Genomic DNA, 26547 nt, shown 5'->3' with positions numbered 1-26547 from the left:
ACATGACAAGGATCTCACATGAGTGATTTATTGAAATTAGAAAAGCGCGGCCATGTGGCCATTATTACCCTCAATAATCCGCCGGCTAACACCTGGACGCCGGAGAGCCTGAATTATTTAAAGACTATTGTGGGCGAGTTGAATGCCGACAAGGAAAACTACTCGCTGATTATTACCAGCGATAGCGAAAAATTCTTCAGCGCCGGTGCCGATCTGAACCGCTTTAATCACGATGACAAAGGTTTGTCGTTCGAGTTTTCGGCCGCCTTTGGTTGCGCCTTTGAGGCGTTGGCGGATTACCAAGGCGTTTCCATTGCTGCCATTACCGGTTTCGCCATGGGCGGCGGTTTAGAAGTGGCCCTGTCTTGCGATGTGCGTATTTGTGAAGAGCAGGCGCAAATGGCGCTGCCGGAAGCGTCGGTTGGTTTATTGCCCTGTGGCCTGGGTTCGCAGCAACTGTCTTGGTTGATTGGCGAGGGTTGGGCCAAGCGCATGATCCTCTTGGGTGAACGCATTAAAGCGCCGCAAGCGGAAAAAATTGGCTTGGTGTCTGAAGTGGTTGCCACCGGTACCGTGCTGACCCGTGCGCTAGAATTAGCGGCCAAAGTTGAAGGCCAGTCGCCCACCTCTGTGCGTTACTGTAAAGAGTTAATTATGCAGGCCCGTAGCGGCGATATTAACTCGGTATTTGCCAAAGAGCGGGAGTTGTTTGTCAAACTGTGGGATACCCAAGATCAAAAAGAAGGCGTGAGTGCTTTTGTTGAAAAGCGTAAACCAGAGTGGAAAAACAGCTAATGACAAGCCCAGTCCTATTCGAACAAATCGCAACCCAAGATGGTCATGCCCTTGGCGTTATCACCTTAAATAGCGAAAAGACTTTGAATTCACTCACCCTCGAGATGGTTGAGTTGATGCTGGAAAAACTGTTGCACTGGCAAACCGATGCCAAGATTGCCGCGGTGTTTATTCAAGGGGCTGGTGAGAAAGCTTTTTGCGCCGGCGGCGATGTGCAGGCCTTGCGTCAGTCATCGGTGCAAAACCCTGGCGGCCCCTGTGACTATGCCGAAACATTTTTCGCTCGCGAATATCGGTTAGATTATTTGTTGCATAACTACGGCAAGCCAACCATTGTTTGGGGCCACGGTATCGTGATGGGTGGTGGCCTGGGTATTTTTGCCGGTTGCTCACATCGCATCGCCACGGAAAGAACCCGCATCGCTATGCCCGAAGTCACCATTGCCTTGTTTCCCGATGTGGGCGGCAGTTATTTTTTGAATCGCATGCCGGGCCACTGCGGGCGCTTTTTGGCCTTGAGTGCGGCGTCTATCAATGGTGCCGATAGCCTCTATGCCTGCATTGCTAATTTTGCGATTAGCCAGAGCCATAAGCCTGAGTTACTCGAACAGTTACAAGCGCTGGATTGGTCGTCGAGTCTGATCAGCACGGAGCTGACAGCGCTGTTCGAAAACTTTCAGCGGCAGTCGAGTGCGGACATTCCGCCGGGTAATCTCGAAACCCATCAAACGATGATTGATAAGCTATGCCAAGGTGATGATGTCAACCTTATCGCCCAGCGGTTTGCAGAACTTGAAACAGAAGACAGGTGGCTGCAGCGCGCCCAGTCGGGCTTGGCCGGTGGCTCACCTTTGGCGGTCAAGTGGATTTTCCGCCAGCTGCAGTTATGCGAGGGCTTGTCTTTAAAAGAGGTGTTTGAAAAAGAAATTTTACTCGCCACCAATATTGTTCGACACAGCGAGTTCGCCGAAGGCGTTAGAGCCTTGTTAGTGGATAAAGACCATGCACCAAACTGGCAATATAAGCAGCTCAGCGATGTCACGGACGACGTTATAGCGCCATTTTTTCAAGCGCCTTGGCCGCAAAATCCGCTGCGCGATTTATAAATAATAGTCGCCATAAATTAATATTCACGACAGTGCAAAGGGCAGGGCAATGACACAGAAAGTAGCTTTCATTGGTTTAGGTAACATGGGCGGCGGTATGGCTGCCAATCTTGTTAAAGGCGGGTTTGAGGTGCGCGCTTTCGATCTTTCGCCAGCGGCGCAAGCCCATGCCAAGGAAGAGGGTTGCCGTATTGCCGCGAGTGCCGCCGAAGCGGTGGTGGGTGCCGATTATGTGGTGAGCATGTTGCCGAACGGCGCGATTGTTGAAAGTGTTTACATCGGCAGCGATGGTACTGAGGCCTTACTTAATGTTATTCCGAAAACAGCGTTGATTTTAGATTGCTCCACCATCGCGCCAGATAGCGCCCGCCGCGTTGGTGCCGCCGCTGAAAAGGCCGGCATTCGCTTCGTTGATGCACCCGTGTCCGGTGGCGTAGCGGCCGCTGCAGCGGGTACCTTGGCGTTTATGGTGGGCGGTGTCGAATCGAGTTTCGAGGCCGCCAAAACCGTTTTACAACCCATGGGCGCAAATATTTTTCGTGCCGGCGATGTAGGAGCCGGGCAGGTGGCAAAAATTTGTAACAACATGCTGCTCGCCATTCATATGACTGGCACCGCCGAAGCTTTGCAGCTGGGTATGGATAACGGTTTAGACCCGTCGGTGCTGTCGAACATCATGTTGAAAAGCTCGGGCTGTAATTGGAGCTTGCAAAAGTACAATCCGGTGCCTGGTGTGATGGAAGGTGTTCCTGCCTCGAAAGATTATCAGGGCGGCTTTATGGTAGACCTGATGTTAAAGGATTTGGGCTTGGCGATGGAGGCATCTTTAACTAGCCGTTCATCCATACCCATGGGCGCCGCCGCGAGAAACTTGTTTAATTTACATAAGCACTCGGCCGGTGAAGATCAGGGCAAAAAAGATTTCTCCAGCATCCAGAAATTTTATGCGGGCAATAAAAAATCCTCCTAGGCTTTTTAAGCTTGTACTGGCCAGGCTAACTGGCTTGCAGCTTGCAGCTTGCAGCTTGCAGCTCGTATATAGACCCGAAGGGTCGTGCCAGCCCCCGGCCTTGCAGTTTGGTACACTCCCCAACCCATGTCAGTGAAAACTGACATGGGTTAGACCTAGATCACGTTACCCTCTATTCTTTTTTCAATTTCTCTAGTTCGTCACCTATCTTTTCCGCTTTATCCGTCAATTCTGAATAGAGCTTTATATTGCCTGAGCGTTGGGCTTCCATGGCTTGCTGCAACAGCGCCTGGTATTGTTGATTGAGTTTTCGAGCGGGGTCTGGTCTGAAGATTTTGAACATTGGATAAACTCCGGACAATACAACATTAAGCCTAGCTTGATAGGCTAGGCACGCATTTCATGGTCGATTGATTCAAGCATTAATAGATTATAGGCGTTAAAAATGCGTAGATTATAAATGGCCTAACTAGACGTCTTTGTCACTAATCAGCGCTTTAAGGGCCGGCGCTAAATCGGTAAATTCAAACCTAAAGCCGCTCTGTAGCAGTTTTTCTGGGTATACCTGTTGGCTAGCTAGTAGCAGCGACGCAGATTCGCCCATGAGTAATTTTAATAGCGCGCCGGGAACAGGTATCAAGGCTTTCTTGCCTAAAGCCCGAGCGAGAGATTGCGTAAATACCTCGTTGGTTACGGGTTTTGGCGCCGTTATATTAAACGGGCCGCTTGCCGTTGTTTGATGTAAAAGAAACTCTATGGCATTGACCGCGTCGCGCTGGTGTATCCACGACATCATTTGTTTACCCGAGGCTATTTTGCCGCCCAAGCCAAGCTTAAAAGGCGTTAACATTTTCGCTAAAGCACCAGCCTCTTTTCCTAGAACAATACCGGTGCGTAACAGCACAACGCGGCAGTGATCTTGCGCACTAAGGGCGATATCCTCCCAACGCTGACATAGGGTTTGGGCAAAGTCTGGCGATGCTGCAGTTACCATGGCTGGCTTGGTGTTTTCAGTCATTTGCTCGCTGCCGGCATCGCCGTAATAACCAATGGCAGAGCCGCTTAAAAAGACCTTTGGCGGTAGCTTACTTTGCTTTATCAGGTCTACAAGTTGCTGGGTCAGCTGCCAACGGCTATTACAAATTTCGGCTTTTTGCTTTACTGTCCAACGTCTATCGGCAATGGCTTCACCCGCTAAATTGAGAATCGCATCAATGCCATCCAGCGTGGGCAACTCAGCCAAGTTCTGGATAACGCGTATTTTGCTCGTGCCCTTAGGGTAAGCAGCCAATGTTTGCTGGGCCTTTTTCGGCTGACGGCTCAACAGGGTAAAGCGATGGTGGCTGTGGCGCAGTATATATTGAGTGCCAATAAAGCCTGTGGCGCCGGTTATAAGAATATGCATGTTGGCCTGCTTTAAGTTAGCGGCGATAGGATAGTTTAGGTACGTTCAAACTAGGTTAGTGGATCTCATCAAGCCAAGGGGATTATTTGTGATACGCTTCGGCATATTTCTTCAATTAGCGGCTCGCAAGAGTAACAAAGTGCTTTGCATGAGCTCTAAGTGTTCTTCGATTTAGTCAATGCAACTGGCGAGAGGGTAAGCGTGAGTCAATCTACTACTTATACACCACCGAAAGTCTGGACCTGGGATCAGGAGAGTGGCGGCAGGTTCGCCAATATTAATCGCCCAATTTCTGGTGCCACGCAAGATAAGCCCTTACCCGTTGGTAAGCATTCCTTGCAGCTCTACTCTATGGCAACGCCCAATGGCGTGAAAGTCACTATCATGCTGGAAGAGCTGTTGGCCATGGGTATTAAAGATGCCGAGTACGACGCTTGGTTGGTGCATATCGGCGAAGGTGAACAATTTACCTCCGGTTTTGTTAGCGCTAATCCCAATTCAAAAATTCCGGCTTTGATGGATCACAGCACCGAAACGCCAACCCGTGTGTTTGAGTCCGGCTCAATATTGATGTATTTGGCGGAAAAATTTGATGCGTTTCTACCGACCGAGCCAAGTGCAAAAGCAGAAGTGCTCAACTGGCTGTTTTGGCAAATGGGTGCAGGCCCCTATTTAGGCGGTGGCTTCGGGCATTTTTATGCCTACGCGCCGGAAAAATTCGAATACCCTATTAACCGCTTTGCCATGGAAGTGAAGCGCCAACTCGATGTGTTAGATAAGCAATTGGCTGAGCGCGACTTTATTGCCGGTGCTGACTACACCATTGCCGATATGGCCATCTACCCTTGGTATGGCGCGTTGGTGCAAGGTGGTTTGTATGAGGCTGGTGAGTTTCTCTCAGTGCATGAATATCAACATGTAAGTCGTTGGGCAGAGGAAATGAGAGCGCGCCCCGCGGTTAAGCGCGCGAAGCTCGTCAATAAAGTGTGGGGCGACGAATCGCGTCAATTGGCCGAGCGACATAGCGCGGCGGATATCGATGCAATTCTCAGCGCGCAATAAAAGTAGTTGCTAAAGGTATTGTACTAGCGGTAATCAAGCTTGTTCCTAGCCCCATAGCCGCGCAAGATATTGGCTTGTGGCTTGTGGCTTGTGGCTTGTGGCTTGTGGCTTGTGGCTTGTGGCTTGTGGCTTGTGGCTTGTGGCTTGTGGCTTGTGGCTTGTGGCTTGTGGCTTGTAGGGGGCCGAAGTGTCGGACCAGTCCCCCCGCCTTGTAGCTTGTGCCGTTTTAATTCAATAGGTTTTTGTTTAGCAATAATTTATCAAACCGTTCAACCCTGTTCGTAACCTGGTTAATATGGAGATTGAAATGCCAAAAATTAAAGTGACTTATTTCGACGTTGATGGTGGCCGCGGTGAGCCAATTCGCTTGGCGCTGCACTGCGCGGGTTTGCCCTTTGAAGATCATCGCTTTACCTTTCCCGAGTTTGCCGAAGTCCGTAAAAGCACGCCCTTTGGTCAGGTGCCTACAGTAGACATTGATGGCCAAACCCTAACCCAGTCCACCGCCTTGTGCCGGTATTTTGGTAAGCAAGCCGGTCTCTACCCTGCTGATGATTACCAAGCGTTGTTATGCGATGAAGTGATGGATGTGATCGAAGATATGACCCATAAGCTGGTGGCCACCTTTGGCTTAACTGGCGATGCACTAAAAACCACGCGCGAAGCGTTGGTCAATGGCCCGTTAACTACTTACATTCAATGGTTAGAAGCGCGTTTGGTAAAACAGGGCAAAAAGTATTTTGCCGGCAATCAACTCTCCGTTGCGGATTTAAAAGTGTTTGTGACCACCCGTTGGTTGTGTTCCGGTCAGCTCGATCATATTCCTACGGATTTAGTGCAAGAGTTGGCGCCAACCATACTGGCACATGCGCAACAGATTGTTAACGAGCCTAAAATTAAGGCCTATTACGACCAGCGCGCCTCAGCTTAAGCAGGCTGTTTAGGTTGAGTTAACGTGCTTTTGACGTGATCAATAAATTCAAAAGGCCATTTGAAAAAATGGCCTTTCTCTTATGCGTTAGTTACTGCTTAACGCTGTTACTGATAAACCCGAACATAATCCACTAGCATTTTCTGTGGAAAGGTTGAGCTGCCGTCTGGGCTGCCGGGCCAGTTGCCACCCACGGCGACGTTCAGCAGTAACCAGAAAGGTTGGTCGTACACCCACTGGCCGTACTGTTCAACTTGCGCGCGGCTGGCGGTATAGAAATTATGGCCGTCTACAAACCAGCGAATTTCCGATGTGCTCCATTCCACCGCGTAAACGTGATAGTTGGCGTTTACATTTTCACCTAAGTTGTGAGTGCCGGTAATGGGCGTGTTGCCCGAGTAACCGGGGCCGTGTAGCGCGCCGTGGGTTAAGGTCGGCTCGTAACCGACGTGTTCCATAATGTCGATTTCACCGCCCTGCGGCCAACCCTGGCTGCCAAAGGCGTTGCCTAAAGCCCAAAAGGCGGGCCAAATGCCCTGAGTTTGTGGCAACTTAAGTCGCGCTTCTATACGCCCGTATTTGAAGGATTTTTTATCCCGAGTGATCATGCGGGTGGAGGTGTAAGTACAGCTGCCGTACCAACAATTATAATTGGCCGGGTTGCCTTTTTTGGCTTCTAATACCAGTACATTACTGCCTGCTGCCGGGTCGTATTGGATAGACGCATTTTGCCCGTTGGTGTAGTACTGGAGTTCATTGTTACCCCAGCCACCACCACCGGTTTCAAAGGTCCAGTTATTGGTGTTGATGCTGTCGAATTCATCGGCCCAAGCTAAATTATTATTGGCGCCGGTTTTGCGCACGATAATGGAGCTGGCTAAATCGTTGAAGCCTTCGTTCACCAAGCAACCATCGCTGGCTTTCACCACCAATGAGCTGCCGGTGAAGTTGTTGTCTTGAAACAGTACCGCCTCATAGCCTGGCTGCACCAATAGCGATGAGGCGTCATCGTTAACAAAACCGCGCGCCTGTAAATTGCCGAGGGTGTAAGAGCCCACGTCTAATCCTACCGACCAGCCGGTGTGGTTGCAGTGTTGGTTGATCACCACATTGCCTGATGCATTGCCGCCCACGGCAACCACTTCTATCCAGTTGAAATTCCAGTTTCCGGTTTGCGCGAACACGCCTAAGTTGTAGGTGCCGGCGTTAATTGTTTTGGTAATCTCCACGGTTTGCCAGCTTTGCCAGCCGCCCGTGGCGGGAATGTTTATGTTACCTAAAACAATGCCGCCGCCGTTTAAATCGGTAGAGGCTGTGGCGCCGGATGGGCTAGCTACGCGTAGGCGAATTTTATAAGCGCCGGTAGTAGGGATGTTAAGGTTTTGATAAACCAGCCATTCGCCTTGTTCAATCCAGCCCACATTATGCCCACCGCCGGTATCGGTGCTGGCTTCTATATCGACATCGTCGGCGCGGTAAGCACCGCCAGAGTTACCAGGCGAGGTGTCAAAAAAGAGGTCGTAATCTTCAGCTTGAAAAGTGGCGGCTTGTGCGCCAAGGGGGCCGAGTAGGCAGGCGCCTATGACCAGCGACAACAGGTGTTTTGCATTAGAAAACATCATGGTTAAATTCCTGTGTGACATTATTATTGATGACTTCCCTTCACAAACTGGCCGCAGCCTAGGGCGGTCAAACCTATTTGGGCGTTGGCAGCAGCGCACAGGGTTAGCGAGTCATAAGCGCACCGAAAACCGACAACGTTGTCATCATCTTGCAGCTTTTTCCCGAAGTAAAGCGCTTACATTTTGAAAATGGTTTGTTTCATAAGCCCAAATGGCGTGTAAATCTGATGGTGTAAGGCTTGGCGGCTAGGGCAAATAAAATAAATGTAACCTAGACGAGGGTACCTAATGCTGGCTTGAGGCAGGCGGCGTTGCACGCTTGTCTTGGGTTGCTATATGGGTGATGGGTGCGGGTGGTTTTACCGCTTGGCCTGTAGCGCTGCGGTTAGTGCTTAATCGGTCGTGTTTGAATTTCTATCATTTAAAACAATGCAACGGTTTTACTTAGTATGAGTCTCCATTAATTAAAAAATGCCGGCGAGGTTTAGGCCGTAAAGAAACGTACTAATGGTAAGGGCGCTGGCCAGTGTACTGATGGCAATGGTATTTGATGCCAGGTGGTGGTTGCCGCCGATGGCGCGGGTCATGACAAATGCCGCGGCGGCCGTAGGGCTTGCGAACATCAGCAAAATACAGCCCAGCTCGATGCCCCTAAAGCCTAACAGCCAGGCGCAGCCGGTGATGGATACCGGCACTAGCACGATTTTCGCAAACACTACCCAGGCCGAGAGGGCGCTAGCGTTGCGCAGTGCCGAAAGGGATAGGCTACCGCCGATGGTGATGAGTGCCAATGGCAGGGTCATGCGGCTGAGGTAGCGGCCGGTATCTTCGAGAAACGTCGGCAGTTTTATATCGAACGCCACAAAAACGAAGGCTAAGCCAATGGAAAGGATTAAAGGGTTCTTTAAAATGCCGAGCAGCAACTTTCCCCAGTGCATGCTGGCGTTCGCGGTTAAGCTGCGAGTAAGTGCATAAATGGATAGCACGTTGTAAATAGGTGTAACCACGGCGAGTATCAGCGCTGCAACTGCCAAGCCGGGTTCGGCAAAGGCTTTGGCGCAAAGGGCAATACCCATAATGCCTAAGTTGCTGCGGAAGGCGCTTTGTACTGCTACGCCCCTATCTTCCGGCGCGGCAATAAATTTTTGTGCCAGCCACCAAAAAATAAAGAAGCTCAGAGTGGCGGCGGTTGCTGAGAACAGCGCTAGGTTATGTTGTTGCTGCCAATCAATGTCGCTTTGAATAATGGCAAAAAACATCAATAAGGGCAGGCAAAGGTTAAACACCAGCTTCGACGCTATGCCAATAAATTCATCGTTAATTCGCCCGGTGCGCTTTAAAAATAAACCGAGAAAGACAATTAGAAAAATCGGTGCTGTTACCGATAAGGTAAATTCAATGGCGAGCAGGTAGGGGCTAGTCATAAAACGATCATCGTCCGTGCTTTAATGGAGGCAGCATTGCTTAAATTTCTTGCCGCTGCCACAGGGGCAGGGGTCGTTGCGGCCTACCTTTGGCCCGGCGCGTAGCGGCTGGCTCGGGCTTATCTGCGGCACTGGAGCGGGTAGCCGTTGCTCTAGCCAATAACGATGCAACATAAGCGCGGCTATGGTTAGTTCACTCGCCATCTCTTCCTGCGCATCTAAACCATCGGCTAATAATTGATCGGCCTGTTCTTCAAAACTTTGTTGTTCTATAAGGGCTAACCAGTGGCTAAACTCCTCGGGTATTTCCGGCCAATCGCAAATAAACACCGCGCGTAAATAGCCTAGGCACCAAGTGGCAAGAAACCACTGCTCTTGGCTTTGGGTAGAAAAGTTTTCGAACATTGGTTGAAAGTTACTGGGCGCGTCCATGAGGTTTGTAGCGTTGTCATTCATGGCGCGCAGTAACAGCTCAAAGAACCGCGTTGCCTCGGCGTCTGTTTCCCAGGTCGGCTGGTCTTGCTCGTCGCCCCAGATCCAAGGCATCCATTGGCTCGGCATGATCATCTCTGGGCCGGAAACGAGCGCGGTGAGAAAGCCATCAAGTTCAGAAAAATTGCCTATGGAGTCCTCGGCACCATACTTTTCTAGCATGTCATCAATAAATGAGATATCGGCATCGGTAAGGTAATTGTCTGGCACGGGTTTGTCTCTGAAGGTCAATTTTGGCCTATTGTACAGAAATTCGAATTAGCCGTTACTGATTGAGTTAAGCGAATAGGGTGCAGTAACGCGGCTTGGCAATGGGCTTGAAGGTGGATGGAGCAGGCCATATAGAGGGGCGAGCAAACTTATATGAGTCAGTGCCGCCGTTTGCTTACAAATTGGGAAATCTATCCTCTGTTACCCAACCTTGATACAGAATTTCTGGCAACTGCACTTATGTCGACAAGCGCCTTCTAATAGCTAGGCTTCGCCAGCCTGCTAGGGTAAGTTCAAAGCCGAAGCGATAGCCGATTTAGCTAGGCACAAGAATGATTTCCCAATAATATCAGCCGGTTAATCCCGTTTTTCAGCAGCCATGGCTTAGTTTTCCTTTTTTAGGTAACTTGGTTTGGTAAGGAAAATTCTATGTAAATTAAAGGCTTGTGATGTATATTTGAAATCATTCTAGAAAATATATAGCGCCAGTTTTTCAGTTGATGGGTTCAAAAACTTTTTCAATGTTTACTGGGTATACTGATAAAATTAATTAAATCAAACGCTTACGAAATATAGAGTGAAAAACAGCTCAAGAAAATATATTGTCGGCGTCTTATGAATAAACTGTTATGTTTCAAAAATGGAATTTGCATGTACATAGACTATGAAAACCCTGAACAGTATTTCATTGGTGAGCCAGCCTCTGTAAGCACTGTTATGCTTGGTAAAACTAAACGTAAGCTCTTTCCAATTGATATTTCAATATGGCAAACCGTTGAAAAAGTCCAAGAAGCTGAAATCGATGGCGCTCTCAAGAAAATACAATATATTTATACGGGCATCGAAATCTCCGGTGCAATTACAGATAAAAATATTATCCAAGGCTTCACAGCAATCGATGCTCAGATTGGTATAGTTGCTTTTCTACATCATCACATTTCAGAGCAAGTTAAGAAGTCGGGTTTAAATATCTACGTAAATAATTATGCCGGTGAAGAGTGGTGTAAAGTTGATGTCGAAGAAATGTTTTTAGGCTTGGTACGTGAGAACTAATCAAAACATAACAAGTGCATCTTGCAAGGACTTGGTTTTACTGTCACCTTTTTCGCGCTGCGCGGCAAAAAAGCCGCCAGTAAATCCAAGCCGCAAATGCAGGCGTTAGGAATACGCATGGAAATAACTAACCATCCAACTGCTCATGCGATTGTTGTTGTAATCTCTACAATGCTTTTTACTAGCGTTATACAGTGGATTTTTTTATTGCGTCTAAAAAGTAAATATAGAGATCAGTGGTATCATGCAGGTAATCCGACTATTTGGAGTGATCAAAGCTTTATTAGTGCTTGGCCAACTGTAAAATACCTACAAAGTAAATCTTATCTATCATCTGGTAGTGGCCCTGGTATTGGCTTCTGTAGTCTATTCAGGTTACCTATGGTTATCGGGTACTGGGTAACAATTATTGTATTTGTTGCTGGTGTGGTGATTGGCATAATTAATGGGTGGCCGCCTACATGGGACTAAAAATTCCTAACAAGTTTGTCCAGTTGACGTTTTGGTTTTCGCTCCTTTTTGTGCATGGCCTTCGGCCATTTTTGCACAAAAATCCACTACAACCAAAACGTAACTGACAAAGGCGTTAAACGTTCTATGAATATCGTGCCGAAAATATGTCTTGTGCTTATTGCGAGCTCTCTAGCGATACTTTTTGCATCAATGGGATATTGGTTAAGGCTAGATGGAAGTGAATTCCAATTAGCTCAAAAAATCGCAGCAATATCATCAACTGTTCAGGCAGGGGTTGAATATCACGAGCCTACTATGGTTCCAGGTGATGATGGCGTTACTGAAGTTCGTGCGATCGCTATAGCTTTAGCCTCCGCGGTATTGCTTTCTGTTTTTTCTTTTGTTGTGGCTACCGCAAGTAGAGTAAAGTATGGCCAATATCGACTTTATCTGCCGCTGGCTTTTTGTTCATTAATTCTGGCTGTAGGTATAATCTATGTTGGGCTCAGAGCTGGAATTCAGTTCAGCGTTTAACAAACGCAACTAATCCTGCCTGTCGGCCTCGACTCGCTAGTGCTCTCGGCTGTCATGGACGTTAGGTGACGGTTTAAATATTAGAGGTAATTATGAACCTCATCGAAATAGTAACGTTGTTCGTAGCAATGACAGTGCTAGCTCTGGTTCCGAGCACCAGCGTTGCATTGGTCATTGCGCGGTCATCTGCGGCCGGCTTTTTGAATGGCTGTGCGGTTGCGGCTGGCATTGTTGTTGGCGATCTTGTTTTTGTTCTTCTCGCAATGCTCGGTGTGGCCGCGTTAGCAGAGGTGATGGGAAGCTTTTTCGTCCTCGTAAAATGTTTGGCCGGCGCCTATCTCATCTGGTTCGGTATCAGTCTCATGAAGTCGCGTGCATCGTTGCAGCGAGTAGGTTCAGTTCGGCCAGCGTCTACCTTGGCGGCGAGTTTCTTTTCTGGTTTGTTCCTCACCTTGGGTGATGTTAAGGCTATATTATTTTATGCCAGTTTCTTTCCTGCCTTTGTCGATCCAGCCGGCGCAACCGCTTCAGATATTGCAATAATTGTGGCTTTAACCATTGTTACAGTTGGAGGCGTAAAGTTGGGTTATGCTTACGCAGCCGGGAAGCTTGTCTCGCTCGTTCAAGGCACCAAAACACTGAGCGCCGTAAATGCTAGCGCCGGTGGCGTTATGGTAGGAGCCGGTGTCTATCTCATTGTGAAGCCGTAAAATAATTGCGGCTTCACCATAGTCTATGGATGATGCGCGGTGCTAAAGTCACTGGGAGCTTGTTAAAGTTAAGTTAGAAGGAGCTTAAGCATGGCTATCGACGCTTGGATTTCGTTTTTACTGGCATCGGCATTGCTGTGTTTCTCTCCAGGGCCAACAGTGCTTCTTGTGCTGGGGAAGTCTTTGAACCACGGCAAGGGGTCGGTTATCCCTTTGGTGGCCGGTGTACTGTCTGGCGATGTTATAGCGATGGCTATCTCTTTCGTGGGTTTGGGGGCTTTGTTGGCAACCTATGCGGTTTTATTTGGCATTTTTAAATGGGTCGCCGCAGCCTACTTGATTTATATCGGCATCAAAGCCTGGCGTACCCAGCTAAGTGATGAGCATACAGATCTGGCCATGTCTAATAGCGGCAGTGTGTTTAAGGAGGCGTTAGTTGTTACCGCTCTAAACCCAAAGGGCATTATTTTCTTTATTGCCTTTTTCCTTTGTTCATCAATACCGCTGAGCCGGTAACGCCGCAAATGGCTATTTTAGCGCTTTCCTTTCTACTCGCGTCTGCGATGAGCGCGTTTTTTTATGCCCAGTTCTCCGGTTATTTGCGCAGTAAAGTGAGGTCGAAAAAATTCTAGCGTGGCTTTAACCGACTGAGCGGTTCGATGCTCATGGGTGCCGGGGTTGTTACGGCGTCGATGCAAAAGGCCGGTTAGCAAATGGCCGTGGTTTCCTGTGCCGCCGTTAATCTTTACTGGGCCGTTCCATGAAAATATCACCTGAACAGCAAATCATTACGTCTTGGCAGTTGAATGTTAAGCCTTGGGTGGCGGCTATCGCTAAGGGTGAAATTGAATCGCGAGTGCTAGTGACAAACACAGCAATCGTTGATGCAATCAATGCCTGCAAGCCAAAGACCCTTCTCGATGTTGGCTGTGGCGAGGGTTGGCTGGTTCGGGCCTTGGCGGCGAACGGTATTGACGCGTTGGGTGTGGATGTCATTCCCGCGTTTATTGAAATAGCGAGTAAACATGGCCTCGGGCGTTTCCGCGAGATGTCCTATGAACAGACATCGTTCACGGCCTTGCAGGAAGCCTTTGATCTTGTGGTTTGTAATTTTTCGTTACTGGGTGAAAACTCGGTCCATCATTTATTTCAACACATCCCCTCGTTGCTAAACCCTAAGGGGCGATTGGTTGTTCAAACCCTTCATCCCATTGCCGGTTGTGGCGCGGCTGCCTATAAGGATGGTTGGCGCGAGGGTTCTTGGGCGGGGTTTAATTCTGATTTTTGTGCTCCAGCGCCTTGGTATTTCCGCACCCTTGAGACTTGGAAAGCGCTGTTTGCTCACAATGGGTTTACTATTGTTAATACTATCGAGCCTAGGGCGTTAGATTCGTGCCAACCTTTATCCATTATCTTTGACGCCGAGCTGATTTAATGCCATGAAGGTTAATATTCATAACAATAGGACGCGCTGTTTTCTACAAAATTCTTCAGCAGACAAGGAATGGGGTGATTGGTGCTCACTGAAAGCGGTGCGTTGATGCAATTTCGATTACCTGTGCTTTTTTGCGGTAAAAGATCTCCATATGCTAGAAACCTGTTTTACTCATTTCTGGCAAAATCGAAAATGGCGTTATTTTCCTAGGCATTCGTCTGGCTAAGAGGCTATTGGCGCTCCCTCTAAATTTGGTACTATGCCGCTTTATAGCTAGCGCCAACTGGAACCCTTAATGGCAAAATCTGAATTACAGTCGATAGAGTTTGCTGAGTTTGTGGCAGTGCCGCTGCCGGCCCAGCAGCGCAGTCGCGAAGCCTTGGATCGGTTTTTATTGGCGGGTGAGACCTTGTTGGCAAACAATGCCTTCGAAGAGGCGTCGGTTACCGATATAGCGCAGAGTGCCGAGTCTTCTGTAGGTACTTTTTACCGCGTATTGGGTGACAAAGACACCTTGTCGCTACTTCTGTTGCAACGTTTTTTTCAAGCAAAGGTGGCAAGTATTGATGCCATCACCCAGGCGAATCAGTGGCAAACACGAACGCTTGATGCGTTTATTAGCGCCCTGATTGAGTCACTGGTTTCAACTTACGCCGGTCGACGCGGTGTGTTGCGGGCGTTGATTTTACGCGCTTCGCGCGACGCAGATTTTCGCGACAGGGTGCATAAGCTGAACGAATATATCGCCCAGCGCGTGGTAGCAGTGATTCAGAGTCATCAGCAAGAAGTGCATCACCCGAAACCGCGTAAAGCCATGCAGGCCGCGGTGCATATCTTACTGGGTGCCCTTAACCAGCATACCGTGACGGGTAATTTGGGCCATCTTAGCGCCAAAGAGTTAATTGAAGAGTTAACCCGAATGACCTTGTCTTATTTGGATGTTCACCAGTAATTTAATTTTTACTTATCTATCAACAGCTTGGCGTCATATTGCACCGTCATAGCGATGCCTTGACTATGTTTTCGATCAAACCTATTGAAATCGGAATATAAGTTCCGTATTATCGTTTTGTAACGGAATCGATATTCCGATACCGTTATGTGGCGGGTTGTGGTTGGTGGCGATATTTAACCGTCGACAAAGGCGGCGATGGGGCCGCTAACACGACGGCCGACAAAGTATTAAAAAGAACAGCTGAAGGAATATTTGATGCCGTATTTTATGTCTGCAGGGCGAAAACTTCATTACGTGGAGCAGGGCAGTGGCGAACCGCTTGTGTTGCTGCACGGCCTAGGTTCGCGCGCCGACGATTGGCAGGTCCAAATGGCCAGTTGGGGCGGCGACTATCGTGTTATTGCCTTGGATTTACGCGGCCATGGCTTAAGTGATGTGGCCGAAGCCGGGTTAACCATAGCTACCTTGGCCGATGATCTGTTGGCCCTGCTCAATCATTTACAGCTTCCGCGTTGTTTCTTAGTGGGCTTTTCGCTCGGCGGCATGGTGGCGTTTGAATTTGCGGTGCGCAACCCCGCGCGAGTGAGTGCCATGGTGATTGTCAACTCAGGGCCACAAGTGGCGCCGTTTTCTGTGGCGATTAAGTGTGTTTTTTGGCTGCGCTTGTTGACGATACGGCTGTTAGGCATGCGCGCGCTAGGCCGCCAAATAGCGCGGCGTATTTTTCCCGAGCCGGAACAGGCGCAGCTGCGAGAGAAATTTGAAAGCCAAATGGCTAATAACGATAGCGTCAGTTACCGCAACACTTTGTTGGCCATCCGCGATTGGTCGGTGAGTGCCTACCTAGACCAATTACAAATGCCGATTTTGATTGTAGCCGCCGATCAAGACTACACCTCAGTGGCGGTAAAAGAAGCCTATGCGAAATATTTAAAACGCGCTGAGTTAGTGGTTATTTCAGATTCCCGTCACGCTACGCCGCTGGATCAGCCAGAAAAATTCAATAGTGCCGTCTTCGACTTCCTCCGAAAGCTAAGCGGTGCTTTGAGTCTACAACAATAAAAACGTAAAAATTGGAGAGCATCATGTTAACAAAAAAATTACTTAGCCTGCACTTGGCCGCTATCAGTGTGCTACCGCTGGCTACAACTTCCTATGCCGATACCCGTGCCAGAGATTCACTACTAGAGGAGATTGTGGTGACGGCGCGCAAGCGCTCGGAAACCCTGCAGGACATTCCCATGGCCATTTCTGCGTTAAGCGAGCAAAGCCTAGAGCGAAATGCCATTAATAATTTAGCGGATTTACAGGCGCAGGTGCCGTCGTTAACGGTGTATGCGGCGCGCGGCACCAGTTCCACCGCCACGGTGTATATTCGCGGTATTGGTCAATCCGATCCGCTCTGGGGTGTTGAGCCAGGCGTGGGCATATACCTGAATGATGTTTATATTTCCCGTCCCCAAGGCGCTCTGCTCGATATGCTGGACGTGGAGCGGGTAGAAGTTTTACGCGGGCCGCAGGGCACACTCTATGGCCGCAACACCATCGGTGGCGCGGTCAAGTACATCACTAAAAAACCATCAGAGGAGACTAGCGGTAAGTTGGATCTGGCGGCAGGCTCCTATGGTCAATTAGATGTGCGCGCTGCGGCATCAGGTGCCTTAATCGACGATACGCTGTTGGCTAGCGTCGCGCTGGGTAGTTTTAATCGCGACGGTTTCGGTGAGAATCTGCAAACTGGCGCTGCAGTGAGTGATAAAAAACTAACCACCGGGCGGGTCAACCTTGAGTGGTTGGTGAGCGAAGATTGGTCAGTGCTATTGAGTGCCGATAAAACCCGAGATAGCTCCCATGTGCGCGGTGCGCAGCGCATGCTGGTCAATGGCTTCGAACCCTACTTTGCCGGAGCAGCGCCATTGCCCGTTAGCACAGATAGATACGATGTGGACAACGGTTTCGATCTCGACGAGAACTTCACCGATACTCAAGGCGCATCGTTAACCGTGGCTTGGCAGCTAGCGGAGGCGTGGAGTGCGAAATCGATTACCGCATGGCGCGAAGGTGAAACCGAGGGCGCGATAGATTTTGACATGGGGCCTTATGCCATTGCCGATGTGGATGCCAACTACGATGATGAACAACTGAGCCAAGAGTTTCAGCTGAACTATCAAGGTGATCAGTGGCAGGGCGTGGTGGGCGTGTATCTGTTGGACGCGACAGCCGGTGGCGAAGTGCGTAACCGCTTTGGCTTGCCAGCCGCGGCCTTGGGTTATGCGCCACCGAATTTAATTCCTGGCCCTATCATAAATATTTACGGCGCCAGTGGCGGCGAAGTGGAAACTCAATCAATCGCCTTGTATGGCGATGCCAGTTGGCAGTTAAGCGATAACTGGAACCTGAGCGCAGGCGTTCGTGTTAGCCAAGAGCGTAAAGAGGCGACGGTTTTAAATGAAGGCTTCACCGATGACAGTTTTACCCAGCCTAGTGGTCAGGTAACCGCAGATTTTACCAATGATGAAACCTGGCGCGATGTGTCGCCAAGGTTAGCGTTGGATTATCGCTATAGCGACGATACATTAGTTTACGCGAGTGTTGGCCGCGGCTTTAAAAGCGGCGGTTTTAATGTGCGTGCTGATACCGTGAATGTGCCGCGCTCCGGCGACCCCTACGACCCGGAGACGGTGGTGACCTATGAAATGGGTGTGAAATCAACTCTCGCCGATCAACTGCAATTAAATGTGGCGTTTTTTCACAGTGATTACCGCGACATACAGTTGAGTATTTTCACCGGCGTAGATACCGACAACGACGGCATTAACGATAGCTTCTTCGGGGATTTTACCAATGCCGGTAAAGGTGAGATTCGCGGTGTTGAAGTCGAGTATGTCTGGTCGCCCAGCAGATATTTCACCGTGTCGGGTAATGCCGCTTATTTGGATGCCAGCTATCAAGAGTATCTATCTGGCGGGGTGAATGTTGCCGATCAGCGCACCTTTACCGATGTGCCTGAATTAGCCTATTCCATCAATGCCCAATGGCAAACCGATTTAGGCGATGTTGCAACCTTGAACGCCAATATTATTTACAGCTGGCGAGATGAGGTGCAGCCAACCACGAATCAAAGCGACTTAATTTTGCAACCGGCTTTTGGTTTGTGGAATGCCAATATTCAACTGGCGGCGCTTAACAGCGGTTGGCGTTTGGCCCTAGAAGGTAAAAATTTAGCTGATGAACACTACCGCACCACTGGCTACGATTTACGCGACAGCGGTTTCCCCATTGTTTCTGGCTACTACGGCGACCCGCGCACGGTGACCCTGCGCGCCAGTTACGAATTCTAATTTTACCCAGTGTTGGCGCGCCGCGAGGCGCGCCCTTTTTAACATATTCGGACATAAACAATGAATGGATTGGTTCCCGATCGGCAGCTCAATATTGTCGATATTTTGCGTCACGCGGTTGCGGTGCATGGCCAGCGGCAGGTGGTAAGTGTGGATGCGCACGGCAAGACGCAGCGCTGTAGTTATCGCGAGCTGGGTGGCCGGGTTGCACAGCTGGCTCGAGCGCTAACCGATTTAGGTGTTAAGCAGGGCGAGTGTGTGTCAACGTTGGCGTGGAATGATCAGCGCCATTTGGAACTGTATTTTGCCGTGCCGGCTCTGGGTTTGATTTGCCACACGGTCAACCCCCGCCTGTTTAGCGAACAGCTCAGTTATATTCTTGCCGATGCAAACTGCCGCTGGCTATTTGTCGATCCGCAATTTATGCCGCAAATATTACCCTTATTGCCTAACTTAACCGCGCTAAAGGGCGTGGTTGTATTAACCGAACCGGAGCAGATGCAGGGCGTTTGGGTGGAAAGCGCGCCAGCCTTGCAATGGCATTGTTACGACAGCTTGTTGCTCGGCCAAGCTGATAGTTTTGAATGGCCAACATTGAATGAAAATACCCCCAGTGGGTGTTGTTATACCTCGGGTACCACCGGTAACCCTAAGGGCGTGTTGTACAGTCATCGCTCCACGGTTTTACATAGCATGGCCTTAGCGCTGCCCGATGCCGGTGGTTTATCGGCGGATGATGCGGCGCTGGTTATTGTGCCCATGTTTCATGTCAATGGTTGGGGTTTACCTTACGCCGCCTTAATGGTGGGTGCGAACTTAATTTTACCTGGCCGTTTCATGGGCGACGGCGCCTGCCTAGCCAAACTTATCGACACCGAAGCCGTCACTATCGCCGCGGGCGTGCCCACGGTTTGGCAGGCGTTGATTGCGCACATGACAAAGCACACTAGAGTTTTTTCTCGGCCGCTGAAATGTATGGTGGGCGGTGCGGCCTGTACAGAAAAGCTGCGCGCAGATTTAGAGCAACTTGGTGGCCAAGTGCGGCCAGCCTGGGGTATGACGGAAACCTCACCCGTGGGCGCCGTGAATCGAGCGGGTCATGGGCGCCACCGTTTGAGCCCAGGGCAACCGGTATTTGGCGTTGAATTGCGCGTGGTAGATGCGCTGGGGCAAACGTTACCGAACGACGGTGAAAGCAGTGGCGAACTGCAAATTCGCGGCCCGTGGATTGCGCGCGGTTATATCGGCAAAAAGGATGCGGATGAATTTCTAGAAGACGGTTGGTTTAGCACCGGCGATGTTGCTTGTTTATTTAGCGATGGTCATTTGCACATTACCGATCGCGCCAAAGACGTTATCAAATCCGGCGGCGAATGGATTAGCTCTCTCGCCCTTGAGGAAGTTGCGAGTGGTTACCCAGGCGTGGCTGCCGCCGCGGTGATTGCCATGCCGCACCCGCGTTGGGATGAGCGACCGCTGTTATTAGTAACGGCGCTAGAGCAGGCAACAATTGACCAAGATAATTTACTGCGTTGGTTTGACGGCAAGGTGGCCAAATGGTGGCAGCCAGACGCGGTAAAAGTGATTGACACTTTTCCGTTAACGGCAACGGGCAAGGTCGATAAAAAAGTATTGCGGCAACAATACGCAATACCCGAAAGCTAACTCACACGAGGTTACTCGCATGAAAATAATAATGTTAAAACTAGAGCGTTTATCAACCTACCACTTGCCCGCGTTATTGGCGCTGTTGTTCTTGCTGGCTTTCCAGCAAGCTAATGCCGCATCGCGTTGTACCGAAAGGAACTACATTCTGTTACCGGATAAAATATCCTGCACCTCGCGCGTTACCCAAGTTGCATCTAGCAGTATTACTCAGCGTGATGTGGTATGGGAGCTACCCTTGGGTACGCCACCCGCAGGTGGTTGGCCGGTAGCAATCGTGTATCAGGGTTCGCTTTTTCCTGTGGAGTTCTCCCGTAACTCTGCCGCGCCCTTTGGCGGTTACTATGAATTGAAAACGATTAAAAAGTTACTGGATTCCGGCTATGCCGTATTGGCACCAAGAGCGCCTGCTGAGCTGGCTTGGCTAACAAATTCCGCTGGCCCTTTAACTAATTACGAAATCACCACCGATTATACGTTTTTAACCAATGTGTTTAACAAAATAGATCAGGGTGTTTTCGGCCCGTTAAATGGCAATCGAAAATACGCCACCGGTATTTCAAGTGGCGGCTATAACACGTCGCGCATGGCCGAGTCTTTTCCCGGACAATTTAAAGCCCTAGTTGTACATTCGGGTTCTTGGGCAACGTGCCTTGGTCCCGTTTGCGTTGTGCCGGGTTCACTACCAGCCGATCATCCGCCAACAAAATTTATTCACGGTTTCCTCGATACCATTGTGCCTTGGTGGACCATGGATGGTTACTACGACAAGCTACTTTACGAAGGTGTTGAAACCGAGCGCTTAACCCTGGCCACCGGTGGTCACGAGTGGTTCCCGCAATCGCCTTCTGCTGTGGTCGATTGGTTTAATCGTCACCCGTAAATAGATCCCTGCTGTGTGCCCGTGTATCTTGCTATGCCTGTTGGCAAGGTGCACGGGCTTTGTCTCACTTCGATGGTGCTAGGTTAGTTGCGCGATTGAACCCGCGGGTTCAGGCATGGCTGCAGAGGTTGGACGTAGGGCGTTTCACCCAGCCACGTCACCGCTCCAGCACCAAAAGTAGGCGCTTTTAAGCGTCACTATCCAGCGATGAGTCGCGCACCCCATGAAAGTGCGTTTATAGGATGTAGCTACACCTGATGGGCAGGACGCTCAATGCAGGTAATTAGTAAAGTAGCTGGGTGAATTTATTTGTTTTAAGTTGTTGGGGAGAAGGCGGGCGGGGATATACGATCTCCTTAAATGTTAACGTTATGCTCAACCCTAGTTTCGTTGGGTGTGCTAACCTAGGCTCTATATTTCGACGGAGATTTTAGGAAGGGATAGCATGAAGGCTTGGTTCATATTGCTCATCGGATTAATTAGCTCGTGGCATTTTCTAGATCTCAACTCAGATAGCCGCTTCTACAATCTATTCCTACCCATGGTGTTCTTCCTCTTCCTTATTTTCACTGTGATAAAAATCGCTATGAAGATTGGCCCTGAAGGAGGCGGTAGCGGTGGTGGGTCGGATGGTGGCTTCGGTGATTTTGGTGGCGGTGATTGCGGCGGTGGCGATTGATGCCGCATCTTTACGTATCCATTAATTTTTTATCTGGGCTCTGTGGAATTGTATTTAGCTGAGGGCTTTTCATTGTGAATGAAAGAGTAAGGCGTTGGTGTTATTTCGCGGGACTATTGGCGCCAGTTTGGTTAGTTGTCGGGGTAATGATTGCCGGTATGTTTTATCCTGGCTATAGCCACTATACGCAGGCCATGAGTGAGTTAGGGGCAAAGGGAGCGCCTACCCATATACTATCGCCACTTATGAATAATTACCCCTTGGGTGTTTTATTTACACTGTTTGGCCTTGGGCTTGTTTACACATTTCCCGCCTCGATATCAGCGCGCCTTTCCGGCGTTTTGATCATCATTCACGGCCTTAGCAGTTGCCTGGCAGGTTTCTTTTCCTGTGATGTGGGCTGCGACTTAACGGCGCCGTCAGACGAACAAAATCTACATAACCTCGCCGGTTTCGTTATGTTTTTAAGCCTTCTACTAGCAAGCTTCCTGTGGGTGTTTATTGCCAAGAGCTGCCTAGGTGTAAAGTGGTTTGGCTGGTTTTCTCTCGCGATATCTCTTATTGCTATCGCTCTATTACCGTTAATGGCGAGTGCGGTGGCATCGGGTGATGGTTTTGGTTTGTATCAGCGGTTAAGTTATGGCTCGCAGGCCCTGTGGGTTTTGGTATTTTCCGCGCTGTTACTAGAACCCAAAGTGAAGCTACCTAGTGCAGATGTTAAAAAGGAATGATGTTTAAAAGGAATAGCGCAGCAATTATGAAACCTAGTCCTCACAAAGTCCGAGTTATTTGAGCAGATGTTTAGATGTGATTTTGGCGCTCTAACCCGGCACGCCACTGCGTCAACAATAAAGTTGGACGCTCTTAAGCGTGCTAATTTTGTGATTGACTTAAATAGCTCGCTAATGGGCCATAATTTTGGATAAGACTTGGATTTTATAAGTAATCAGTACCGGCCACGATACTTCGCTTCTGCTGTGTTGTTGCCGCCAAACTAATTTAGCAGAAGATCTGTGTTCAGCGACCTATTATGTGTGAACGAGAGGTGATGATATGGATAATGATATTTACATCAAAGCTTTGAGATACGCGGAAGAAAAAAAGAAGTTCACACTACAGGAGCTTCAATTTGAATTGGGTTTGAGCGATGAGCTCGTTGATCAAATCGCATTGCAGGCTCACCACAAGCAAATTTTCTTTCAGAGCACATCAAACTTCTATAATAAATACAAGAGTGAGCCATACCCACAATGTTTTTTTAGTGTTGAGGATAAATTCAGATTGCTTGAGCATGAAGAGCTAAACCATGCTCGTGAGTCAGCGTTAAGCGCAACGAGGTTTGCGGTTCTGGCGCTTGTGATCTCTGCTATTGGGTCTTTCTCTTCCATATATTTTAGTTTGCAGCCATCCACCCAGCTGTCCGCGCTTTCTAGGCAGTTGACATCAATTGAGTCGCAACTCATAAAGTCTTCTGATTTGCTTTCCGATATTGCGAAGGTTAACGAGAAAATTGACAGCCAGGCACTTAATTATGAAAAGGAAATGGAGCTTATGTTGGTTATTCAAGAGGATTTACGTGCGATAAAAAATGAAATTCAGCCTTAAGGTTAGGCGGGGCATTACCTGTTTATAGCGAGTTCTATGTCTGGCTTACTGGTGTGTTGCCTTGTTTATTCTGTCTTTTCTTCGTTTTCGATAGGTTTTACTTTAAAATCGGTTTGGTGTTACCTATTAGGCTGACTCTCGATCGTTATGAGGTATTAGAAAGGCGCCTGACATTAAGGCGGCTATTCATTATTGGTGTTCTAAACGCTTAGCATTATTGCAGGTCAATGAGGCTGATTTTTGGTTTTTATGGCTATTTATGTGGCTTTACTTCGGTAAACTCATCATCAGGAACCCCGAAAAGGCTGGGTTATTAGGGCTAAGGGATTCGTCTACTTTTTCTTTCATCAGCATCAGTTGTTCTCGGTAGTTGGCGTAGAAGTCCCAGCTGGGTGTGGGCTTATAAGCAAGGTTTTCCAGTTCGAAATAGTTCACCACGCCCTTGGCTGTTGTGGGTTTAATAAATATTTCAGCTTGCAGGCGATAATAGGCCGGTAGTGCGGATATGATCGACCATTTGGCGAGTTTGTCCATTTTTAGCAGGTCTAATTGCAACTCAAAACCGCTTTCTGCCTTTCCATGTAGCATCATTTTTGCGCTTTGTACTAGCGCCCTGAGTTCATCACTGTTGCGGGTGCCGATAAAAGATTTGAATTTCGGCTTTTCAAACAGCGAGATCATTGACGAGCGGCTGATCACTTTTAACCAGTCTTCGATGATTTGGTTGGTGTTGCTGAAGTTTCGTTTGGCGAAGGCCTGCTGGCAGAAGTCGGAAAGCTTGGTGACGTTGTGTTTTTTACCTATGGCTAACATGTCTGGGTGTTGAAAGCCGCCTGGGTAGCGGCTGAGGAAATCCTGTTCGGCGAGCTTTAGACGTTGGATATGCATAACAGAACCTTGCGTTTACAGAATGTGTTCAGGGCTGATCAGAGCTTACCGAGATGATCGCGATCTAGGTTAACAGCTTTTGGTTAAGCGTGGACCGTTTTTGTTAGGCCGTCATTCATCTCCAGTTCACCCTTTTGTTCAAATCGCTTCTGGATAGTGCGCTATAGCCTGCCACCTGTGCTGAGCTTGGCGCAGAGTAGTGTAGACAGAGCTGTGATTTTGATGCATGAGCTTTCTCAACAGTAAGTTGTTTAAGTGATGGCCACTTTTGTAACCGGTAAATTTTCCGATAATCGTTGCGCCCGCCAACGCCAAATCGCCAATGCTATCGAGTGTTTTATGGCGCGCGAACTCATCGGAAAACCTTAATCCTTCTTGGTTTAACAGTTTTTCGCCATCCACCACCAGGGCATTTTTCAGCGAGCCCCCTTTGGCTAGGCCACTAGCTTTTAAGGCCTCTATATGCTTGGTTAGACCGAAGGTTCGGGCTGGTGCCAGTTCTTGTTTAAAGGTGTGTTCACCTAATTGGGTTGTGTAATGCTGTTGCCCTATGAGGGTGTTGGGGAAATCAATGTGCATTTCAAATAATGGGCTTGGGTGTGGCTCTAGCATTGCACTGGCGCCATTTAGTTCTATTTTTATCGGCTGGGTAATAACGATGGCTTGACGTAGGCGTTGTTGTGCTTTTTTACCCACCTGTTCGATAAAATCCACGAAGCATTTGGCGCTGCCATCCATAATGGGGACTTCTGGGCCGTCGAGTACAATGCGGGCGTTATCAATACCGCTCGCGTGCAAAGCGGCCAATAAATGTTCTACGGTGCTCACCCGCACGCCAAAGCGATTTGATACGGTGGTTGATAGCTGTGTGTCTGTGACTGTGTGCCAACGGGCGGGTACTAAACCCATTTCTGGGTGCACGTCTTTACGGAAGAAAACGTACCCGCTATCGGCATCGGCTGGCATTACCGTCATCACGGCTGAGAGGCCTGTGTGAACACCCGGGCCAATACAGCTAAAGGCATCCGCGAGTGTGTGTTGCAAGTCGTGTTTGGTTAAAGCTTCATCACGGTGGTTGGTCATCTCGGTCGCTCCTAATTAGGGCTTAAAACAAGCTGTGGTTGATGCATTCACTGTACGGATCGCGGTTACAGTTGTTTTGTCTGTTAGCGCCAAGGCCTTGTTGGTTGCTTGTCTTTTCCCGCCAAGGGCTTATCCTTAAGCCCGGGTTTACTTTTTGGCAGCCAACTGGATAGGTGTTGAAACATGAGGGGTTTATGAGCGCGACGACGCTGACGTCTTGGGCGGTTTTAATTTGGCAGGAATTGGAGTCGCGTGGTTTAGATGCGCGGCGTTATTTTCGAGCCTGCGGTCTGGATAGTGCGAAAATGAGCGAAGCGGGTGCGCGCTATCCAACGGCGGCTATGACCCAACTCTGGACTTTGTGCATAGAGCAGACGGGCGATGCTGGTTTTGGTGCCGCTGTGGGTGCGCGCTGGAATGCCACCACCTTTCATGCCTTGGGTATGGCCTGGCTGGCGAGCAGTTCGCTACAAGATGGCTTGGCGCGCTTTGGCCGTTACGGTCGATTGATTGCGGATGCTTTGTCCATAGATGTTAGCGAGTCCGGTGCCGTTATTCGCATGACATTAAACGCCGATGGACGCGCCCATCCAGCGGCGATTGATGCCGCAATGGCGGCGCTCGTGCGAATGTGTCGATTACTCGTGGGGGAAGGTTTTACGCCCTTGGCAATTGAACTCGTCAGCGTCACCGCAGAAAAAAGCACTGCTTTAGCTGACTATGTTCAGTGCCCTATTCATTACCAGGCCGTTAGTAACTGTGTATTGTTTGATCGCGCCGATGTGATGCGAAGTTTGCCCACGGGAAATGCCGCTTTAGGCCAAGCGAATGACGCCGTGGCATTGGCTTATTTGTCGTCTTTGGATAAAAGTCAGTGGAGTGCCCGGGTAATTAAAGTGATTGATGACGCTCTGGCGGCAGGGAAAGTCACGGAGGCCAACGTAGCTGAGGCTTTAAATTCCAGCGTGCGTAATTTGCAGCGCAAGTTAGCAGACGAGAAGACAAGTTTTGGCGCGCTGTATGAAAATCTGCGCAAGGAGAAGGCCAGTCAATACTTGGCGATTGGGAAATTGTCGCTCAATGAAATAGCCTACCTGCTTGGTTTTTCTGATCCTGCAAATTTTACCCGCGCTTTTAAACGCTGGTACGGTCAAGCGCCCAGTGTTTATCGCAAGGTCTTAACCGCCAGTCGGCAAGCTGCGCTGGGATCTCGTTGATACATTGATGAGCCCCTACTTATTTTAAC

The 26547-nt window shown here is 49.2% G+C and carries 27 protein-coding genes; 20 read left to right on the top strand and 7 right to left on the bottom strand.

What is annotated here, in order from left to right:
* The first annotated feature begins 18 nt into the window (after positions 1 to 18).
* From QWY82_RS19320 to mmsB, 3 genes are read left to right on the top strand one after another with little or no spacing between them, the layout of a single operon-like run.
* Positions 19 to 795, top strand: coding sequence for an enoyl-CoA hydratase (locus tag QWY82_RS19320; protein ID WP_290265547.1), 777 nt, complete (start codon positions 19 to 21; stop codon positions 793 to 795).
* Positions 795 to 1901, top strand: a complete 1107-nt coding sequence (locus QWY82_RS19315; protein WP_290265546.1) for an enoyl-CoA hydratase/isomerase family protein — start codon at positions 795 to 797, stop codon at positions 1899 to 1901. The genes QWY82_RS19320 and QWY82_RS19315 overlap by 1 nt, the downstream gene beginning before the upstream one ends.
* Positions 1902 to 1950: 49 nt before the next feature.
* Positions 1951 to 2871, top strand: a complete 921-nt coding sequence (gene mmsB, locus QWY82_RS19310; RefSeq protein ID WP_290265545.1) for a 3-hydroxyisobutyrate dehydrogenase — start codon at positions 1951 to 1953, stop codon at positions 2869 to 2871.
* Between the two features lie 172 nt (positions 2872 to 3043).
* Here the strand turns inward: mmsB and QWY82_RS19305 are convergent, their stop codons facing one another.
* The gene (locus tag QWY82_RS19305) at positions 3044 to 3214 is read right to left on the bottom strand and encodes a DUF6435 family protein (protein WP_290265544.1); all 171 of its coding nucleotides are present in this window, start codon (positions 3212 to 3214) and stop codon (positions 3044 to 3046) included.
* A gap of 126 nt (positions 3215 to 3340) precedes the next feature.
* Complete coding sequence (locus QWY82_RS19300; RefSeq protein WP_290265543.1) at positions 3341 to 4276, bottom strand: TIGR01777 family oxidoreductase; 936 nt, start codon at positions 4274 to 4276, stop codon at positions 3341 to 3343.
* A gap of 201 nt (positions 4277 to 4477) precedes the next feature.
* Between QWY82_RS19300 and yghU the strand changes: the two genes are divergently transcribed.
* Together yghU and QWY82_RS19290 are read left to right on the top strand one after the other, a co-directional pair.
* Entirely contained in the window at positions 4478 to 5338 is an 861-nt protein-coding gene (gene yghU / locus QWY82_RS19295; protein WP_290265542.1) for a glutathione-dependent disulfide-bond oxidoreductase, read from the top strand.
* 307 nt (positions 5339 to 5645) lie between these two features.
* A complete protein-coding gene (locus QWY82_RS19290) occupies positions 5646 to 6269 on the top strand; it encodes a glutathione S-transferase family protein (protein WP_290265540.1) in 624 nt (207 codons plus the stop codon).
* Positions 6270 to 6376: 107 nt separating this feature from the next.
* On the opposite strand, the gene QWY82_RS19285 is transcribed toward QWY82_RS19290, so the two are convergent.
* The 3 genes from QWY82_RS19285 to QWY82_RS19275 form a co-directional block, all read right to left on the bottom strand.
* Complete coding sequence (locus QWY82_RS19285) at positions 6377 to 7891, bottom strand: family 16 glycosylhydrolase (RefSeq protein ID WP_353958716.1); 1515 nt, start codon at positions 7889 to 7891, stop codon at positions 6377 to 6379.
* 464 nt (positions 7892 to 8355) lie between these two features.
* Positions 8356 to 9315, bottom strand: coding sequence for an AEC family transporter (locus QWY82_RS19280; RefSeq protein WP_290265539.1), 960 nt, complete (start codon positions 9313 to 9315; stop codon positions 8356 to 8358).
* Between the two features lie 21 nt (positions 9316 to 9336).
* A complete protein-coding gene (locus tag QWY82_RS19275; protein ID WP_380736146.1) occupies positions 9337 to 9969 on the bottom strand; it encodes a UPF0149 family protein in 633 nt (210 codons plus the stop codon).
* A gap of 699 nt (positions 9970 to 10668) precedes the next feature.
* On the opposite strand from QWY82_RS19275, the gene QWY82_RS19270 reads away from it, so the two are divergent.
* The 14 genes from QWY82_RS19270 (at position 10669) to QWY82_RS19205 (ending at position 23330) form a co-directional block, all read left to right on the top strand.
* Complete coding sequence (locus tag QWY82_RS19270) at positions 10669 to 11070, top strand: hypothetical protein (protein ID WP_290265537.1); 402 nt, start codon at positions 10669 to 10671, stop codon at positions 11068 to 11070.
* Between the two features lie 21 nt (positions 11071 to 11091).
* A complete protein-coding gene (locus QWY82_RS19265; protein WP_290265535.1) occupies positions 11092 to 11541 on the top strand; it encodes a hypothetical protein in 450 nt (149 codons plus the stop codon).
* 126 nt (positions 11542 to 11667) lie between these two features.
* Positions 11668 to 12057: a hypothetical protein gene (locus QWY82_RS19260; RefSeq protein ID WP_290265534.1), complete on the top strand. Its 390-nt coding sequence runs from the start codon at positions 11668 to 11670 to the stop codon at positions 12055 to 12057.
* Positions 12058 to 12149: 92 nt separating this feature from the next.
* On the top strand, positions 12150 to 12767 hold the full coding sequence (locus QWY82_RS19255) for a LysE family translocator (protein ID WP_290265533.1): 618 nt from the start codon (positions 12150 to 12152) through the stop codon (positions 12765 to 12767).
* A 90-nt stretch (positions 12768 to 12857) separates the two neighbouring features.
* On the top strand, positions 12858 to 13283 hold the full coding sequence (locus tag QWY82_RS19250) for a LysE family translocator (protein WP_290265532.1): 426 nt from the start codon (positions 12858 to 12860) through the stop codon (positions 13281 to 13283).
* Between the two features lie 244 nt (positions 13284 to 13527).
* Positions 13528 to 14202 (top strand): class I SAM-dependent methyltransferase, encoded by a 675-nt coding sequence (locus QWY82_RS19245; RefSeq protein WP_290265530.1) that lies wholly within the window; start codon positions 13528 to 13530, stop codon positions 14200 to 14202.
* A 295-nt stretch (positions 14203 to 14497) separates the two neighbouring features.
* Positions 14498 to 15154 (top strand): TetR/AcrR family transcriptional regulator, encoded by a 657-nt coding sequence (locus QWY82_RS19240; protein WP_290265529.1) that lies wholly within the window; start codon positions 14498 to 14500, stop codon positions 15152 to 15154.
* Positions 15155 to 15412: 258 nt separating this feature from the next.
* Entirely contained in the window at positions 15413 to 16219 is an 807-nt protein-coding gene (locus QWY82_RS19235; RefSeq protein WP_290265528.1) for an alpha/beta fold hydrolase, read from the top strand.
* Between the two features lie 23 nt (positions 16220 to 16242).
* Positions 16243 to 18498, top strand: coding sequence for a TonB-dependent receptor (locus QWY82_RS19230; RefSeq protein WP_290265527.1), 2256 nt, complete (start codon positions 16243 to 16245; stop codon positions 18496 to 18498).
* A 60-nt stretch (positions 18499 to 18558) separates the two neighbouring features.
* Positions 18559 to 20163: a long-chain fatty acid--CoA ligase gene (locus QWY82_RS19225; RefSeq protein WP_290265526.1), complete on the top strand. Its 1605-nt coding sequence runs from the start codon at positions 18559 to 18561 to the stop codon at positions 20161 to 20163.
* Positions 20164 to 20182: 19 nt separating this feature from the next.
* Positions 20183 to 21046 carry an extracellular medium-chain-length polyhydroxyalkanoate depolymerase gene (locus QWY82_RS19220; protein ID WP_290265525.1) on the top strand — a complete coding sequence of 288 codons (864 nt, stop codon included), beginning with the start codon at positions 20183 to 20185 and terminating at the stop codon, positions 21044 to 21046.
* 445 nt (positions 21047 to 21491) lie between these two features.
* Positions 21492 to 21725, top strand: coding sequence for a hypothetical protein (locus tag QWY82_RS19215; protein ID WP_290265524.1), 234 nt, complete (start codon positions 21492 to 21494; stop codon positions 21723 to 21725).
* Between the two features lie 74 nt (positions 21726 to 21799).
* Complete coding sequence (locus QWY82_RS19210; protein WP_290265523.1) at positions 21800 to 22456, top strand: DUF998 domain-containing protein; 657 nt, start codon at positions 21800 to 21802, stop codon at positions 22454 to 22456.
* A gap of 322 nt (positions 22457 to 22778) precedes the next feature.
* Positions 22779 to 23330: a hypothetical protein gene (locus QWY82_RS19205; protein WP_290265522.1), complete on the top strand. Its 552-nt coding sequence runs from the start codon at positions 22779 to 22781 to the stop codon at positions 23328 to 23330.
* A gap of 267 nt (positions 23331 to 23597) precedes the next feature.
* Here the strand turns inward: QWY82_RS19205 and QWY82_RS19200 are convergent, their stop codons facing one another.
* A complete protein-coding gene (locus QWY82_RS19200) occupies positions 23598 to 24218 on the bottom strand; it encodes a hypothetical protein (protein ID WP_290265521.1) in 621 nt (206 codons plus the stop codon).
* A 138-nt stretch (positions 24219 to 24356) separates the two neighbouring features.
* Positions 24357 to 25301 (bottom strand): UDP-3-O-acyl-N-acetylglucosamine deacetylase, encoded by a 945-nt coding sequence (gene lpxC, locus QWY82_RS19195; protein ID WP_290265519.1) that lies wholly within the window; start codon positions 25299 to 25301, stop codon positions 24357 to 24359.
* A 194-nt stretch (positions 25302 to 25495) separates the two neighbouring features.
* On the opposite strand from lpxC, the gene QWY82_RS19190 reads away from it, so the two are divergent.
* Positions 25496 to 26518: an AraC family transcriptional regulator gene (locus QWY82_RS19190; protein WP_290265518.1), complete on the top strand. Its 1023-nt coding sequence runs from the start codon at positions 25496 to 25498 to the stop codon at positions 26516 to 26518.
* Positions 26519 to 26547 lie beyond the last annotated feature (29 nt).

The organism is Simiduia curdlanivorans (assembly GCF_030409605.1).
Taxonomy (GTDB): domain Bacteria; phylum Pseudomonadota; class Gammaproteobacteria; order Pseudomonadales; family Cellvibrionaceae; genus Simiduia; species Simiduia curdlanivorans.
Note: the sequence above shows the minus strand (reverse complement) of the source record. Positions and strands in the feature narration are given on the sequence as shown.